Genomic DNA, 16,285 nt, shown 5'->3' with positions numbered 1-16,285 from the left:
GCCTGCCGCCCCTAGCCCGACCTATTCCGGTCGTAATTCGCGCCGCAAAATCTTGCCCACATTGCTCTTGGGCAACTCGTCACGAAACTCGACGCTGTGCGGGCGCTTATAGCCCGTGAGTTTTTCCCGGCACCAATCAATCAACTGTTGTTCCGTCAACGCTTGGTCTTTCTTGACCACGAATGCTTTGACGGCTTCGCCGGAGTGTTCGTCAGGCACCCCCACCACGGCGCACTCGAGTACGCCGGGGTGTGATGCAATCACCGCCTCGACTTCGTTCGGATAGACCTTGAAGCCGGATACTGCAATCATGTCTTTCTTGCGATCGACGATACGGGTGTAGCCCTGCTCATCCATGATGCCGATATCGCCGGTGCGAAAAAATCCGTCCTCGGTCATGCTCTGACGTGTTTCGTCGGGCTTTTGCCAATAACCCAACATGACTTGTGGGCCACGGATGCATACTTCGCCACGTTCGCCCATAGGAACGGGGTTGCCGGCGTCATCCAAAATCGCCACGTCCGTCGACGGCAGCGGCAAACCAATGGAACCCGAGTAGGCCGTCGTATCGGTAGGATTCACCGTCGCCACTGGCGAGGTTTCCGACAGGCCATACCCCTCGACCAAAGGATGTCCGGTGATTTCCAGCCAGCGCTCGGCCACGTGGCGCTGCACGGCCATGCCGCCGCCCAGCGTCAAACGCAGCCCCGAGAAATCCAGCCGGGCAAAATCCGCGTTATTGGCCAAAGCGTTGAACAAGGTGTTCACGCCCGGGAAAATATTGATCCCCGTCTTGCGCCACGTGGCAATCAAAGTGGGCTGGTCGCGCGGATTGATGATCAGCACATTACGCATGCCAGCGTACATGCCGAACAGGCCGTTCACCGTCATGGCAAACACGTGATACAGAGGCAATGCGCTAATGATCGTGAGCTGCGTATCATGGACATCACCCAGCGCGGGACGAGCGACGGCTTCGAGCTGCAGCACGTTGGCAATCAGATTGCCATGCGACAACATGGCGCCCTTGGGAACACCGGTCGTGCCCCCCGTGTACTGCAACACCGCCACATCATCGTGCCCCAATGTCGGCGGCGTGAAAGACTTCGCCGTCCCTTGTGACAACACCTGCGGCAAGCGGTGCGCGCCATCGATATGCCAGGCGGGGATCATGCGCTTGACGTAACGAACCACGAAATTGACCAAAGGTGCTTTCAATCCGCCCAACAGATCGCCCGGACCGGTGACCACTACATGCCGCAACGCCCCGCGATCGCCTACAGCTTGCAGTGTGTGTGCGAAATTTTCCAGAATGACAATGACCTCGGCGCCACTGTCGAGTAGCTGCCGCTCCAGTTCCTCGGATTTATATAGGGGATTGACATTGACCACCACGTGGCCTGCGCGCAAGGTTCCCAACATGCAAACCAGATAGGCCGGCACGTTGGGCATCATCAACGCCACGCGCGCACCTTTTTCCAGGCCCAGGCTTTGTAACCAGCCCGCAAACCCGCGCGCCTGACGGTCGAGCTCCGCATAGGTGATATCGGCCCCCATGGCCGTGCACGCGACGCGCGAAGCATGCTTGTGGCAGGCCTGGTCCAGCAGAGCAGGCAACGACGCATAGGGCTCAATGGATATCTCTTCAGGAACGCCAGCGGGGTAGTGGGCAAGCCAGGGACGCGACATAATGAGTCTCCATACGTGGTATCTGTTATGAGGTATTTTGCTTGATAATACCTTCGTTGCCCTTGGCTTAACTCAATTGAGACATCCGATGAACTTGTTAGAACCCATCGTTGCATGGCAGCAAGACATTGCCCGCATCCGGCGCGATATCCATGCGCACCCGGAGTTATGTTTCGAAGAATTCCGCACATCAGACGTGGTGGCGGCCCGTCTTGAGGAGTGGGGCATTGACATCGACCGCGGGCTTGGCGGCACCGGCGTCGTGGGCGTTATCCGCGGTAACATTGACAGCCCCCGCACGGTCGGCCTGCGTGCCGACATGGATGCGCTGCCCATGCAAGAGGCCAATACCTTTGAGCATGCCAGCCAGAATGCCGGCAAGATGCACGCCTGCGGCCACGATGGCCACACGGCCATGCTGTTGGCGGCGGCGCGTTATCTGTCGCAACACCGCGATTTCGCGGGCACGGTGTACGTGATTTTTCAACCCGCCGAAGAAGGCGGTGGTGGCGCCAAGCGCATGATCGATGACGGCCTGTTTACCCGTTTTCCCATGGAAGCGGTGTTCGGCATGCACAACTGGCCCGGCATGCAGGTGGGGCAATTCGGCCTGACGGCCGGCCCCATTATGGCGTCGAGCAACGAATTCATCATCACTATCGAAGGCAAGGGCACCCACGCGGGCATGCCTCATCTGGGGGTGGACCCCGTGATGACGGCGGTGCAGTTGGCCCAGTCGCTGCAGACCATCATTACCCGCAATCGCAATCCCCTGGATGCCGCAGTGCTCAGCATCACGCAGATCCATACGGGTAGCGCCGACAATGTGGTGCCGAACGTCGCGACGATGCGAGGCACCGTCCGTACCTTTACGTACGAAACGCTGGATCTGATCGAGCGGCGCATGAATGAGATTGCCCAGCATACGTGTGCCGCGCTGGATTGCAAAGCAACCGTCGAGTTTCATCGCAACTATCCGCCGACGATCAACCATCCCGACGAGTCTGCATTCTGTGCGGACGTCTTGCGTGGCATCGTAGGCGCCGACAGTGTCAATGATCACGTCCAGCCCACCATGGGCGCCGAAGATTTTGCGTTCATGCTGCAAGCAGTCCCTGGCTGCTACGTCTGGATCGGCAACGGCGATGGCACACACCGTGCAGCGGGACACGGCATGGGTCCCTGCATGTTGCATAACGGCAGCTACGACTTCAATGATGAATTGTTGCCGTTGGGGGCCACCTATTGGGTAGAACTGGCGCACCAATGGCTGGCGCGGCCCTAGCGCCCCATCACCCCCTGAGGACTGACGCCGCCGGGTTCGCGGTGCACGATGCGTGCATCGCCCGGCGCGACCGCAGTATGGGCACTAATCGTGCTTTGACGGCTGCAATGCCAGACAGGCCTGCAGAAAGCGTTGTGCGGCCCGTCCCGACGCCTGCGCATGTGGCACCAGGATACTGAGAGTGCGCGTCAGCGGCTGCGGCGCCAGCCTGATGACGGCCAACGTACCGTCTTCGTGTCGCATCGACATCCTCGATACAAAACTAATCCCCAGGCCGGCACGCACCGCCTGTTTCACGCCCTCGACGCCTGCCAATTCCAATCCCACTGCGGGCGCCAGCCCCGCATTGGCGAACGCGCGCTCCACCAATTGCCGTACACCGGATCCCGGCTCACGCATGATCAGCGAATACGCCGCCAACTCATGTGCGTGGGCCACGCCCGTCTGTGCCAGCGGATGATCGGATCTCGCAATCGCCACCACCTCGTCCTGCTGCCAACGATGAACTTCCGTATCACCCGGCAATCCCGTCGGCACCTCGCCCTCGATAAAGGCCAAATCCAGCGTAGGCAGGCGCTCGACAATCTGGCTGGTATTTCCATCGGACAGATGCAGACTGATCGACGGCAACTGCCGGCGAAACTCGGCCACCAACCCAGGTAACAAATAGCTGGCTGGCGTCGTGCTCGCTCCCAGACGCAGTACGCCCGTCTCCAGCCCGCTCCAGGCGTCACGTACAGCTTGGGCCTGCATGTAAACCTGCCGTAACTGACGGGCCTGCTCCGCCAGACTCTCGCCCGCGGTGGTCAACACCACGCCGTGCCCCCTGCGTCGATACAAGGGCTCGCCAAACCAGTCTTGCAGCAAGCGCAACTGTCCTGACACGGCAGGTTGCGAGAGATGCAATAGCGCGGCCGCACGGCTGATATTGCCAGCGTCAGCCACGTAGGCAAACGTCAGCAGTTGTTCTGGTGTCATGATAGATAAACCAATTATCGTATTTGCAGATATTAAATATAAAAATTAAAGATTTTTCAAATAACTTGAACCGATTTAATATTTCTTTTAGTTATTTAATTATTCCGGAACTGCTGTGTCGTCTTCTACCGCCCTGCCCATGCCCACCCCCTGGCGCGACAGGCTAAATGGGGTTTTATTTGTCGCGTTAATGACCGTCGCGGTGATGCAGCTAACGAGCCTGCCTCCCATCCAGAAACTGGGGTTTTCGCCGCTGATCATCGGTATTGTGTGCGGCATGTTGTACGGCAATTTCCTGCGTGGCACGATGCCCGTCGATTGGGCAACCGGGGTGAATTTCACGGCCCGCCGCCTGCTGCGCATCGCGGTGGCGTTTTACGGCCTGAATATTAGTATTCAGCAGATCGCTGCCATCGGTTTGCCGGGACTGGCAGTCTCTGTTGCCGTCGTGGTGGGCACCCTGGTGATTGGCACCACCGTCGGCCAGCGCCTGCTCGGCCTGGACCGCGATACGGCCATGCTCACGGCCGCCGGCAGCGGCATCTGCGGCGCCGCCGCTGTGCTGGCGTTCGAACCCACGCTTCGCGCCGCCCCGCACAAGAGTGCCGTGGCCGTGGCTACGGTAGTGCTATTCGGCACCCTGTCCATGTTCTTGTACCCCGTGGCCTATCAGGCAGGATGGCTGCCATTGACCACACAGGAATTGGGGCTCTACATCGGCGGCACCATCCACGAAGTCGCTCAGGTCGTCGGCGCGGCCAGCAATATCGACCCGGCCACCACCGAAGTGGCCACCATCGTCAAAATGACGCGAGTCGCCCTGCTGGTGCCCGTGCTGTTGATATTGGGTCTCTGGCTTCGTCGCGCCGCAGCGCCCACGGAACCGGGCCAGGCCAAAGCCCGCCTGCCCATCCCCTGGTTTGCCGTAGGCTTTCTGGCATTGGCCATCGTCAACTCGGTAGGCGTTCTCCCGCCCGATGTCATCACCGCGATCCGTCGCCTGGATGTCTTTGTCTTGACGATGGCCATGACGGCGCTCGGCATCGAAACGCGGTTCAGCCAGATACGCCAGGCGGGTCCCAAGGTCATGCTATTGGGCCTGATTCTGTATGTGTGGCTGGTGTTCGGCGGCTACGGAATCGTCAAGCTCGCCATGTAAATTTGCGTCACGACAACAGAAAGGCAGCCAGGGACAAATTTTCCACAGAGTGCAGCCGCATGGAGTCGCGTTTTCCTGCATAATCGGCCCGTTTTCATCCAGGATTGGAGGCCGGACCCATGTCTAGCATCAAAAGTCCCCCCAGCGCCCTCCCTGCCGGCCGGGACCCCGTCCTCCGGGTCATGCCCATGCCCTCCGACGCCAACATTCATGGCGACGTTTTTGGCGGGTGGATCATGGCCCAAGTCGATGTTGCGGGCTCCATCCCCGCGGCACGTCGCGCCGCAGGCCGTGTCGCGACAGTCGCGGTCAACGCCTTTCAATTCAAGCAACCCGTCTTTGTGGGTGATTTGCTCAGTTTCTACACGACCATCGTCAAGACCGGTACGACTTCGGTTACCGTATCGGTTGAAGTCTTTGCCGAGCGCAACCGCATGGACGCGGAGGTCGTCAAAGTCACCGAGGCCGTTCTGACCTACGTCGCTACTGACGAAGCCCGGCGCAGTCGCCCCCTGCCCTCTTTGTAATCTGAACTATGACGCAGCCTGCCGCCGCGACCAAGCCGCCCGCGACGCCCCGCCGCCTGGATCCCGAAGACGCCCAGCACGCGCTGGCCGAGGTCCAGGAGCGCCTGCGCCGGCAGCAATTAGTCGAAGTACTCGTCCATCGCCAGGAGCAAGGCGACAGTAAAGCCTCGCTGGTCGAAGACCTGGTGCATCGCCAGCACGAAGCCGAGCTCAAAACGCTTGTCGATGCCCTGCATCCGGCCGACATCGCGTTCATCCTGGAGTCCCTGCCCAAGGACGAACGTCAGTCCGTCTGGCACCTGGTCAGCCCGGAGCATGATGCCGACGTGCTGCTCGAGGTCGAGGACTGGGTCCGCGAATCGCTCATCGAAACCATGGACCGCCAGGACCTGGTGGCCGCGACCGGCAGCATGGATGCCGACGAGCTGGCCGACCTGGCACCGGATCTGCCGCCCGATGTGGTGGCCGAAGTCCAGAAAGGCCTGACCGAAGAAGAGCGCGCGCAGTTGCTCGAGGCCATGGGCTACCCCGAAGACAGCGTGGGCGCCATCATGGACTTCGAGATGGTGCGCGTACGCGAAGACGTCACGCTCGAGGTCGTGCTGCGATATCTGCGTCGCCTGCACGAACTGCCCGATCATACCGACCAGATATTCGTGGTTGATCGACAGGACAAACTACTGGGAATCCTGCCCCTGTCGCGCTTGTTGGTCAGCGAACCCGAGACCGACGTGAGCACGGTCATGAGCACGGATTTCCTGACGCTCAACCCACTCGACTCCGATGCGGACGCGGCAGGCGCCTTTGAGCGCTACGATCTGGTGTCTGCGCCCGTCATGGACGACCAGGGCCGCCTGATTGGCCGGGTCACCATCGCCGACGTGGTCGACGTGATGCGCGAAGACTCGCAAGAGCAAGCCCTGTCGCGCGCGGGGATGCAAGAAGAAGACATCTTTGCCCCGGTCGCCATGGCCTTGCGCAACCGCGCACCTTGGCTGCTGTTCAACCTGTGTACGGCCGCGACGGCATCGTTCGTGGCCTCGCGATTCGAAGACACAGTCAGCCATATCGTGATCCTGGCGTTCTTGATGTCAATTGTCGCAGGCATTGGCGGCAACTCGGGCAATCAGACCATGACCATGATCATCCGTGCACTGGCCATGGGCCGCATTACCGGACGCAATCTCTGGCAATTGGTCAAACGCGAAATGCTGGTCACGCTGCTGGTCGGCCTGTGCGGCAGCTTGGTCGCTGCGCTGTTTGCCTGGGCGATCTCCGACTCTATCGCCATCGCCATCGTGATGATGGCCTCGATGATCTGCAACATGCTCGTCGGCACGTCGTTCGGCGTCATGGTGCCCATGCTACGGGCGCGCTTTGGCAAAGACCCCGCCATTGGCTCGTCGGTGTTGCTGACATTCGCGACCGACTCGCTCGGTTTCTTTATTTTCCTGGGATTGGCGACGATCTTTCTGCTGTAAGGCGCCCGTCGCGACTCAGGCGTAACGATCTGCCGTCAGACCTTCCAGATCAACCTCAGGCGGGCGGCCCGACACGATATCAGCGACGATCTTCCCAGTGCCGCACGCCTGCGTCCACCCGTTCGATCCGTGTCCACAGTTCAAGTAGAGATTGGCGTAATGGGTCTTGCCCAGGATCGCCGGGCCATCTGGCGTCATTGGGCGCAGGCCCGCCCAGGCCTGCGCATCGTCAATGCCGACGCCCTCGGGAAACCACTCCCGCACCACCTTCTTTAAAAAGGCCACACGACCGGGGTCCACCGCGAGGCTATAGCCTTTTAGTTCGGCCATACCTGCCGCTCGCACCCGGCCACCCAAGCGCGAAATCATGACCTTGTTGTATTCGTCCATGAGCGCGGCCCGGGGGGCGCGGCCTGGATCGTCGACACGCGCCGTGATGGAATACCCCTTCAGTGGATAGATCGGCAACGAGAGCCCCAACGGACGCAGCAAGAACGGGGTTTGCTGCCCCAGGGCGACCACGTAAGCATCCGCGCTGATCAACGCCGCCTGGCCGTCGATTTGTACGCCCTGGATGCGATCTCCGGCTTTTACCAACGCGGTGATGGCCGTGCCGTAGCGAAACGCCACCCCCTGTTGCACCAAATACGCGGCCAATCCCGTCGCAAACTTGTGACTATCGCCCGAACCATCGCGCGGCAGGAACAAAGCGCCAGCAATCGGCGCACGAGACGCCGCCAGCGCGGGCTCCAGACGGCGGGCCTCGTCACCATCCAGCAAACGCCATGGCACCTCGAACTCGTCCAGCGCCCGCGTAATGCCCGCGACGACTTTCAGGTCGGACTGATGGCGAAAGAGCTGCAGGGTGCCATCTTGGTGATAGTCGAACTCGATGGGCAATCCCGAATCCGCCAGGGACTGCAAGCAGGCGCTGCTGAAATGCGCCACGCGCTGCATGCGCAGCTTGTTCGCCCGAAAACGCTCGGCATTGCAGTTTCCGATCCAGCGCGCCAGCCAGATCAGTTTGCGGGGATTAGGCGAAAGGGAAAACCGGATCGGCGCCTCGCGCTGCAAGGCCATTTTCAGGACCTTGCCTATCATGCCCGGTGCGGCCCAAGGGCCCGCAAAACTGGGGCACAGGCCGCCCGCATTGCCAAAACTGGTCTCGAGCGCCGCGCCGCTTTGGCGATCCAACACCACCACTTGGTGGCCATCCCGCCACAAGTAATAGGCCGCCGCGACCCCGGCGACGCCTGCCCCCAGCACAGCCACTTTCATGCGTACTCTCCGCCACACATCCGCTTTATTTTTCAGGGGCGCGAATGCCGCCGCGCCAGGCCCCTGCATTGACCATTACACGCCAACGTCGAGCTCTCGTATTCCGTCTTTGTATTCTATGGCTAGCCGACCCAGGCGAGGCACGAGAGCCGTATCGTCGTGCACAACGTGCAATCGCAGATTGCCCAGCACGACGTCCCAGCCGGATGCGGATTCTTCGACTCGTGCGTCAGCTACCACACCCAGTCGCCATGCGACTTGTTGCACATCCGTCGTTAGTATTTCGATCTGATGGATACGCAACACCCCGTTGGGGTGCGCCATCAGTGATGGACGCCATACGCACTCGGGCGTCAGATGTTGGCAAAAATACATCCGGATGCCCGCAATGGGCTGCTCGGCAAAGCGCACCGTCTGAAAGCTCGCCTGCTTCTCGTGACCGTCGATCTGCACCGGACGGCTAAGCAGTTGTACCGGATTGACCTCGAAGCCCTCTTCGCGTAGACGTGCATACGTCGCGTCGGCGTCATAGGTACGAAATACGAGTGCCTCCAGCCCAAAGGGGGAGTCGGCGATCTCTTTGCGGGCCGGTGGCGCCCCAGGTGGCCAACCCAGCAGCTCCATGTACGTGCCGTCCAGTGGGATGAGACGATTGCACGAGCCCAGGTTGTGAACCGAGGTCTCACTCAATAAAAACCCCTGCCCCTCGAAATGCGGTGCGAGTGCATCAAGCCGATCGCGCACCATGATCACCGCATGATCGAATTCGGTCTCGTCAGAGGGATGTAACATGATAGCGCCTGCCTTAAAAAACAAAGGGGATGGCAATTTACCATCCCCCGTGTGTTAAGCCAGCTTGCCGTGGCAGTGCTTGTATTTTTTGCCACTCCCGCAAGGGCATGGGTCGTTGCGTCCGACCTTGGGCATGGCATTACGCACCGGCTGCTGTTCTGCTGCGTCTGGCGTCGCCGCATCCGCATTGGCCAGGGCCTCGTCGTAGTCGGAATGGTGATACTGCACATTCTCGACATGCGACTGATTGGTCTCGGCTTCGGCTTGCTCGACCTGCTCGGGCGACTGTACGCGCACCGTCAACAGGACACGCACCACATCATCACGGATGCGGTCGAGCATGCCCGAAAACAGTTCGAACGCCTCGCGCTTGTATTCCTGTTTGGGGTTCTTTTGCGCATAGCCACGCAAATGAATGCCCTGACGCAAGTGATCCAGCGCCGACAAGTGTTCGCGCCAATGCGTATCGATCGCCTGCAACATGATCGAACGCTCGAATTGGGCCCAGGGCTCTTCGCCAACCAGCGCGATCTTGCCGGCATAGATGCCACGAACCCCTTCGGTCACACGCGTCAGGATATCGTCATCCGTCAGGCTGGATTCTTTTTCCAGCATCTCGGTCAACGACAGTTCTACTTGCCAATCGGCAGCCAGTGCTTTTTCGAGGCCATTGACGTCCCATTGTTCTTCGACAGAATCGGCGGGAATGTACTGGCGCACCAGATCGGCGGCGGCGGCTTCGCTGAGGTTTTCAACGGAAGGCCGGATCGACGACGACTCAAGCACGTCGTTACGCTGCGCGTACAACACCTTGCGCTGATCGTTGGAGACGTCATCGTATTCGAGCAATTGCTTGCGAATATCGAAGTTGCGACCCTCGACCTTGCGCTGCGCGGTTTCGATGGAACGCGTCACCATGCCGGCTTCGATGGGCTCGCCTTCGGGGAGCTTGAGGCGCTCCATGATGCTGCGCACGCGATCACCCGCGAAAATCCGCATCAGCGGGTCTTCGAGCGACAGGTAAAAGCGCGACGAACCGGGATCGCCCTGACGGCCTGCCCGGCCACGCAACTGATTGTCGATACGGCGCGATTCGTGACGCTCGGTACCAATGATGCGCAATCCGCCGGCGGCCTTTACCTGCTCGTTGGCGGGTTTCCAGTCGGCGCGGATTTTTTCGACGCGGGCGTCTTTTTCCGTATCGGACAGTGTCTCGTCCGTCTGGATCAGGCCGATTTGCTTTTCGATGCTGCCACCAAGCACGATGTCGGTACCACGACCGGCCATGTTGGTCGCGATCGTGATGTGCCCGGGCATGCCGGCCTCGGCCACGATCTCGGCCTCACGGGCGTGCTGCTTGGCGTTCAGGACTTCGTGGGGCAGCTTGGCTTGTTGCAGCAACCCGGACAGCAGCTCGGAGTTTTCGATGCTGGTCGTACCCACCAGAACGGGCTGACCCCGTTCGTGGCAATCGCGAATGTCATTCAGGATTGCGTTGAATTTTTCTTGCGCGGTCTTGAAGACCTGGTCGTTTTGATCCTTGCGGATCATCGGCTTGTTGGTCGGAATGATGACGGTTTCCAGGCTGTAGATCTCCTGGAACTCGTAGGCCTCGGTATCGGCCGTCCCCGTCATGCCTGACAGCTTGCCGTACATGCGGAAGTAATTTTGGAACGTGATCGATGCCAGCGTCTGATTTTCGTGCTGGATCTTGACGCCCTCTTTGGCCTCGACGGCCTGATGCAGACCATCGGACCAACGACGGCCCACCATCAGGCGACCCGTGAACTCGTCAACGATGACGACCTCGCCGTCCTGCACGACATACTGCTGATCACGGAAGAACAGCGTGTTGGCGCGCAATGCAACCATCAAGTGGTGCATGAGCGAGATATGACGCGGGTCATACAGCGACTCGCCTTCGGGCAGCAAACCCTGCTGCGAGAGCAGGCGTTCGGCCGTTTCGTGTCCCTGTTCGGACAAGTAGACTTGCTGGGATTTTTCGTCGAGCCAGAAATCGCCCTCGGGCTCAGGCTCGTGCTGCTTGGGCTCGGATGCCATGCGCGTCAGCAACGGCGGCACGGCATTCATGCGAATGTAGAGTTCGGTATGGTCTTCGGCCTGGCCCGAGATGATCAGCGGGGTACGCGCCTCGTCGATCAGGATGGAGTCGACCTCGTCGACGATCGCGTAGGCCAACTGACGCTGGCGGCGATCTTCGACACGGTACTCCATGTTGTCGCGCAGGTAGTCGAAACCGAATTCGTTGTTGGTACCGTAGGTGATATCGGCAGCGTACGCGGCGATTTTCTCGTCGTTGGGCTGCTGCGGCACGACCACGCCGGTGCTCATACCCAGGAAACGATACAGGCGCCCCATCCATTCGGCATCACGACGGGCCAGGTAATCGTTGACCGTCACAACGTGCACGCCCTTGCCCGCAACCGCGTTCAAGTAGACCGGCAGCGTCGCCATCAGCGTCTTGCCTTCGCCAGTGCGCATTTCGGCGATCTTGCCGTTATGCAGGGCAATGCCGCCAAGCAATTGCACGTCGAAGTGGCGCATGCCAAAGACGCGCTTGCCGGCCTCGCGCACCACGGCGAAAGCCTCGGGCAGCAGATCGTCCAGCGACTCGCCCTGGGCGTGCCGGCTGCGGAACTCGTCGGTCTTGGCCGAGAGCTCTTCGTCGGAAAGCGCGACGATTTTGGATTCCAGTGCGTTGATCTGGGTAACCAGCTTGCGATACTGCTTAAGCAACCGGTCGTTGCGGCTACCTATGAGTTTTTTGAGCAGAGAAACCATGCGTGTCGTTGGCGGCGCCGACGGCCCCTGCCCTGTAAAGGCCAAGCCCCGCGCGGCGCGGATTGTTACGTGGTTGAGCGGAGTAATCCCGCTGGGAAACAATCGAGTTTAACGCACCTGAAGCCTATCGGCCCGCCCGGAGACAAAACGAGCCGCCGTCGCAGGGTGCGGACGTCTCAACGCGTCACGGAATGGCCGGTCGTCGTACTAGGAGCACGGGCCACGGCGTCGGACGACGGCCCTGCATCACCGCGCGTATGCAACACCCCGTCGGAGACCTGTGCCACTACAGGCGGCGTCGCACTGGGTGACTGCAGAAACAGGCGCGGATCGAGTGGTTGACCCGCCAAACGCACTTCGAAGTGCAAGTGAGGGCCGGTAGATTGGCCGGTGGAACCCACCTTGGCGATCTCTTGGCCACGGCTGACCAACTCGCCTGGTTTGACCAGTAATTTGGAGGCATGCGCGTAACGCGTGATCATGCCGTCGCCATGATCGATCTCGACGGCGTTGCCATAACCCGGCATATAGCGCGATTCCAGCACCACGCCCCCCGAGGCCGCCAGGATCGGCGTGCCGTTCGGCGCCGCGAAATCCAACCCCTCGTGCATGGCATAGCGATGGGTCACCGGATTGCGACGCCAGCCATAGGAGGAACTCAAAAAGGGATAGTCGCTGATCGGCATGCTCGACGGCAGACGGGCCTGGTCGGCCGAGCGACGCGTCAGTGTCACGTCCAGCATGCGGAGATTTTCGGTCTGCTGAATCAAACGGGATTGCAGCGCATCAAGCTGCCGCCCCAGTTCCTCGGCGGACGTCTGCTCGGGGGGCTGGCGATCGGTAAAGAGATTGTCCATGACCTCGTCGGCCTTTGCAGGTGTATTGAGCCCCGCCGCCAACTCGGGATCGGTGTAGGCTACGCCAGCCACCCGGGCCACACGCCGCCCTACGCCATCTATGCCCACCAATTTGGCCTGCAACTCGCCGACTTTAGCGGCCAGCAAACCTACGTTCTCCCGCAGGAACGCGGCATCGCGCTCTGGTTGGCTACCTGGGGAGAAAGATGCCCAGTCAACGGCATACGCCGGCGGCGCAACAGGAGTAAGGTAACGTTGTACAGTGGCGCCAATGAGCGCTGCCGTGGCTAACAAGGCGACCAGCATCAACCCAAGACGAAAGCCGCCCAGGACCGACTGTCCGGGCTGGCCCTCGCGGGCGTGCATAATGACTATTTTCAAAGTACCTAATCCTGTTACTGAGCTGGCATGAACAGACCTGCTTCAAACCGCTCTCGTTCGTCTAGCAGCCGGCGAGGTGAAACTCCGCTGAACTGGCTGGGTCACGATACACGCGGCGCTGGCGTACTGGCCACGGCGCGCGTGCATCTGCAAATACAACATGCGATCGCAGCCGTGTTGCCACCGGCGCTAGGCGCCGTTTGTGTCGTGGCAAAGCTGGAAACCCCCAGGCTGCAAGTCGCGGTACCTAGTGCGGCGCACGCGGCCAAACTGCGTCAGTTGGCCCCGCGGATTGCACAAGCACTCAATACCCAAGGTTGGAACCTTAACGAAATTGCGGTCAAGGTTCAAGCAGGGATGCCTCGTCCTGGTGCAAAAGCACCCCGTCCCCCAAAAGAAGCACAACCTCTGGGAGATACCGCCCTGGATGCGTTCGAGACATTACAGGGGAATTTGCGCCCCGGGCCACTGGCAGATGCCGTGGCCAAATTGCTGGCCCATCACAAGGACAAGTAGCGGGAAAAGCCCCAAAGGGGCTTTTTTACCTTGGGGCGGCCCGGCGGCAAAAAACCCGCCGCCTGATCTGAATCAGGCGAGTTTCCACTCGTGGCGGAAAGCCTGCGGCGCTGCGGCTTGGGACTCGTAGGACACGAGCTCCCAGGCGTCTTGCCGGGCCAGCAGCGCGCGCGCCAACTGGTTGTTGAGGGCATGGCCTGATTTGCAGGCGACATAGCGCGCGACCAACGGCTTGCCGATCAGGTAGAGGTCACCGATCGCGTCCAGAATCTTGTGTTTGACGAACTCGTCGTCGTAACGCAGACCATCGCTATTGAGCACCCGGTACTCGTCCATGACAATGGCGTTGTCCAGACTACCGCCTCGGGCGAGACCCATGGAGCGCAATGCCTCGACTTCGTTGACGAACCCGAAGGTGCGTGCTCGTGCGATTTCGCGGACGTACGAATGCGTGGCAAAGTCGATTTCGGCAAAGTTCGCCGTGGAGTCGATGGCGGGATGACGAAAATCGATGGAAAACGCCAGAGAGAAACCCTCGTGCGGTTCGAGGCGCGCCCATTTCAGGCTGCGGCCTTCGCCCTCGCGGATTTCGATGGGCTTGGTCACGCGAATAAATTGCTTGGGCGCGTTTTGCTCCACGATGCCGGCCGACCGCAATAGATAGACGAAGGTCGCGGCGCTACCATCCATGATGGGCACTTCTTCGGCGGTCAGGTCGACATGCAGATTGTCGATACCCAGACCCGCCAGCGCGGACATCAGGTGCTCGACCGTGGAAACACGGACGTCGCCCTGCTGCAGCACGGACGCCATGCGCGTATCGCCCACACCATTGGCCTGCGCGGGCAGGTCAACGACCTGCGGCAGATCGACACGGTGAAAAATAATGCCAGTGTTGGCTTCGGCAGGACGCAGGGTGAGCTCGACCCGACGTCCTGAATGGACGCCTACGCCAGTAGTACGGACGAGATTCTGGATGCTACGCTGTCGAAACATGGTCTTTGTATGTGAACTTGCCGGTAAAAAACGATAATTTCACCAGCATAAGGGCATATTGTAACCTCGGCGAATGGCCGGCGTCACGCGTTTGATACATTTGCCGACATCTATCGTCGATGTTATCGAGCGCAAACGATGCGCCTGATCAGACGAAAACCGCCCCATGTGCCCGGCTCGTTCGGGGAGAACGAGCCGGCACTGAGGGAGTCGGGCCAGTTCCCCGGCCCGTTTACTGCAACGTCAATCCGCTTGCTTGCGCAAGAAAGCCGGAATATCGAAGTGATCCATACCCGAGCTTTCCAGTGCACGCACTTGGGCCGACGCCTGCGTGCGCGGGTTGCGCATCACCGACGGCGTATCCAGGTTGCGGTAATCACCCTGAGCCATGTGGCCCATGACCGGCATGTTGTCCGTGCCGGTACGCAGGCTTTCGGCCATGGTTTCCACCAGCCTCGGCGCAGCCATTTGACGACCCAGGCCCGTTGCCACCACCGTCACACGCAGGTTGTCGCCCATGGATTCGTCGTAGGCGGTACCGAAGATCACGGTCGCGTCGTCCGAAGCATAGCTGCGGATCGTTTCCATGATTTCGCGCGTTTCGCGCATCTTCAGTGTGCGGCTGGCAGTGATGTTGACCAATACGCCACGAGCACCGTTCAGGTCCACACCCTCGAGCAGCGGGCACGCAATGGCTTGCTCCGCAGCGACGCGGGCACGATCTGCGCCGCCGGCCGTAGCGGTACCCATCATGGCCTGGCCTTGCTCGCCCATGATCGTCTTGACGTCTTCGAAGTCAACGTTAACGTTGCCTTCGACGTTGATGATCTCGGCGATACCGGCGCACGCGTTGTGCAGGATATCGTCGGCGGACTTGAAGCACTCGTCTTGCGTGGCGTCTTCGTCCATCAACTCATAGAGGTTCTCGTTGAGCACCACGATGAGGGAATGAACGTGTTTGGCCAGCTCGCCGATACCGTCTTCAGCCATCTTCAGGCGCTTGTTGCCTTCGAAGGTAAAGGGCTTGGTCACCACGCCCACGGTCAGAATGCCCAGCTCTTTGGCGACTTCCGCTACCACCGGACCCGCGCCCGTACCCGTGCCACCACCCATACCGGCAGTGATGAACACCATGTGCGCACCATTCAGTGCGGAACGGATTTCCTCGCGTGCGGTTTCCGCCGACGCGCGGCCTTGCTCGGGCTTGGCGCCCGCGCCCAGGCCGGTACGGCCCAGACGAATTTGCACCGGCGCATTAGTTGCCGCCAGTGCCTGGGCGTCGGTATTGGCGCAGATAAAATCCACGCCATTGACGCCGCTACGGATCATGTGCGCAACGGCATTGCCGCCAGCACCCCCAACACCCACGACCTTGATAACGGTCCCTTTGGTGTTGTTCTCAAGCATTTCGAAATTCATCATGATGACTCCCTCACAAGTCTGGATACGCAAATCACAAAATTTTTTGTCCCCTCGCCGCAACGTCGTACTGGAAAGCGGCTACTCGACAAAATCATTCCCCAACAACTTATATTTGTGAATCG

Annotated in this window: 13 protein-coding genes; 5 read left to right on the top strand and 8 right to left on the bottom strand. The window is 60.3% G+C overall.

What is annotated here, in order from left to right:
• Nucleotides 1-21: 21 nt before the first annotated feature.
• Nucleotides 22-1,689 (bottom strand): AMP-binding protein, encoded by a 1,668-nt coding sequence (locus tag ACNAZS_RS12680; RefSeq protein WP_415789729.1) that lies wholly within the window; start codon nt 1,687-1,689, stop codon nt 22-24.
• A gap of 88 nt (nt 1,690-1,777) precedes the next feature.
• Here ACNAZS_RS12680 and ACNAZS_RS12675 point away from each other — a divergent pair, with 88 nt between their 5' ends.
• Nucleotides 1,778-2,974: a M20 aminoacylase family protein gene (locus tag ACNAZS_RS12675; RefSeq protein ID WP_415789727.1), complete on the top strand. Its 1,197-nt coding sequence runs from the start codon at nt 1,778-1,780 to the stop codon at nt 2,972-2,974.
• A gap of 84 nt (nt 2,975-3,058) precedes the next feature.
• Here ACNAZS_RS12675 and ACNAZS_RS12670 read toward each other — a convergent pair whose 3' ends face one another.
• Nucleotides 3,059-3,952, bottom strand: a complete 894-nt coding sequence (locus ACNAZS_RS12670; protein WP_415789725.1) for a LysR family transcriptional regulator — start codon at nt 3,950-3,952, stop codon at nt 3,059-3,061.
• 139 nt (nt 3,953-4,091) lie between these two features.
• Here ACNAZS_RS12670 and ACNAZS_RS12665 point away from each other — a divergent pair, with 139 nt between their 5' ends.
• From ACNAZS_RS12665 to mgtE, 3 genes are all read left to right on the top strand, one after another.
• A complete protein-coding gene (locus ACNAZS_RS12665; RefSeq protein WP_415790314.1) occupies nt 4,092-5,111 on the top strand; it encodes a YeiH family protein in 1,020 nt (339 codons plus the stop codon).
• A 119-nt stretch (nt 5,112-5,230) separates the two neighbouring features.
• Nucleotides 5,231-5,638, top strand: a complete 408-nt coding sequence (locus ACNAZS_RS12660; RefSeq protein ID WP_415789723.1) for an acyl-CoA thioesterase — start codon at nt 5,231-5,233, stop codon at nt 5,636-5,638.
• Between the two features lie 8 nt (nt 5,639-5,646).
• Nucleotides 5,647-7,119, top strand: a complete 1,473-nt coding sequence (mgtE, locus tag ACNAZS_RS12655) for a magnesium transporter (protein WP_415789721.1) — start codon at nt 5,647-5,649, stop codon at nt 7,117-7,119.
• A gap of 15 nt (nt 7,120-7,134) precedes the next feature.
• Here the strand turns inward: mgtE and ACNAZS_RS12650 are convergent, their stop codons facing one another.
• The 4 genes from ACNAZS_RS12650 to ACNAZS_RS12635 form a co-directional block, all read right to left on the bottom strand.
• Nucleotides 7,135-8,397, bottom strand: coding sequence for a D-amino acid dehydrogenase (locus ACNAZS_RS12650; RefSeq protein WP_415789719.1), 1,263 nt, complete (start codon nt 8,395-8,397; stop codon nt 7,135-7,137).
• Nucleotides 8,398-8,472: 75 nt separating this feature from the next.
• Nucleotides 8,473-9,189, bottom strand: a complete 717-nt coding sequence (locus ACNAZS_RS12645) for a VOC family protein (protein WP_415789716.1) — start codon at nt 9,187-9,189, stop codon at nt 8,473-8,475.
• A gap of 54 nt (nt 9,190-9,243) precedes the next feature.
• Nucleotides 9,244-11,991, bottom strand: coding sequence for a preprotein translocase subunit SecA (secA, locus tag ACNAZS_RS12640; protein ID WP_415789714.1), 2,748 nt, complete (start codon nt 11,989-11,991; stop codon nt 9,244-9,246).
• A 176-nt stretch (nt 11,992-12,167) separates the two neighbouring features.
• Nucleotides 12,168-13,214: a M23 family metallopeptidase gene (locus tag ACNAZS_RS12635; RefSeq protein WP_415790312.1), complete on the bottom strand. Its 1,047-nt coding sequence runs from the start codon at nt 13,212-13,214 to the stop codon at nt 12,168-12,170.
• A gap of 42 nt (nt 13,215-13,256) precedes the next feature.
• Here ACNAZS_RS12635 and ACNAZS_RS12630 point away from each other — a divergent pair, with 42 nt between their 5' ends.
• Nucleotides 13,257-13,745: a DciA family protein gene (locus ACNAZS_RS12630; RefSeq protein WP_415789712.1), complete on the top strand. Its 489-nt coding sequence runs from the start codon at nt 13,257-13,259 to the stop codon at nt 13,743-13,745.
• A gap of 72 nt (nt 13,746-13,817) precedes the next feature.
• On the opposite strand, the gene lpxC is transcribed toward ACNAZS_RS12630, so the two are convergent.
• Both lpxC and ftsZ read right to left on the bottom strand, forming a co-directional pair.
• Nucleotides 13,818-14,741 (bottom strand): UDP-3-O-acyl-N-acetylglucosamine deacetylase, encoded by a 924-nt coding sequence (lpxC, locus tag ACNAZS_RS12625; protein ID WP_415789710.1) that lies wholly within the window; start codon nt 14,739-14,741, stop codon nt 13,818-13,820.
• Nucleotides 14,742-14,984: 243 nt separating this feature from the next.
• Entirely contained in the window at nt 14,985-16,163 is a 1,179-nt protein-coding gene (ftsZ, locus tag ACNAZS_RS12620) for a cell division protein FtsZ (RefSeq protein WP_415789708.1), read from the bottom strand.
• Nucleotides 16,164-16,285 lie beyond the last annotated feature (122 nt).

The organism is Bordetella tumulicola, from assembly GCF_965138755.1.
Lineage (GTDB): Bacteria > Pseudomonadota > Gammaproteobacteria > Burkholderiales > Burkholderiaceae_B > Bordetella_A > Bordetella_A tumulicola.
This window is presented reverse-complemented; position numbering and strand designations above follow the sequence as displayed.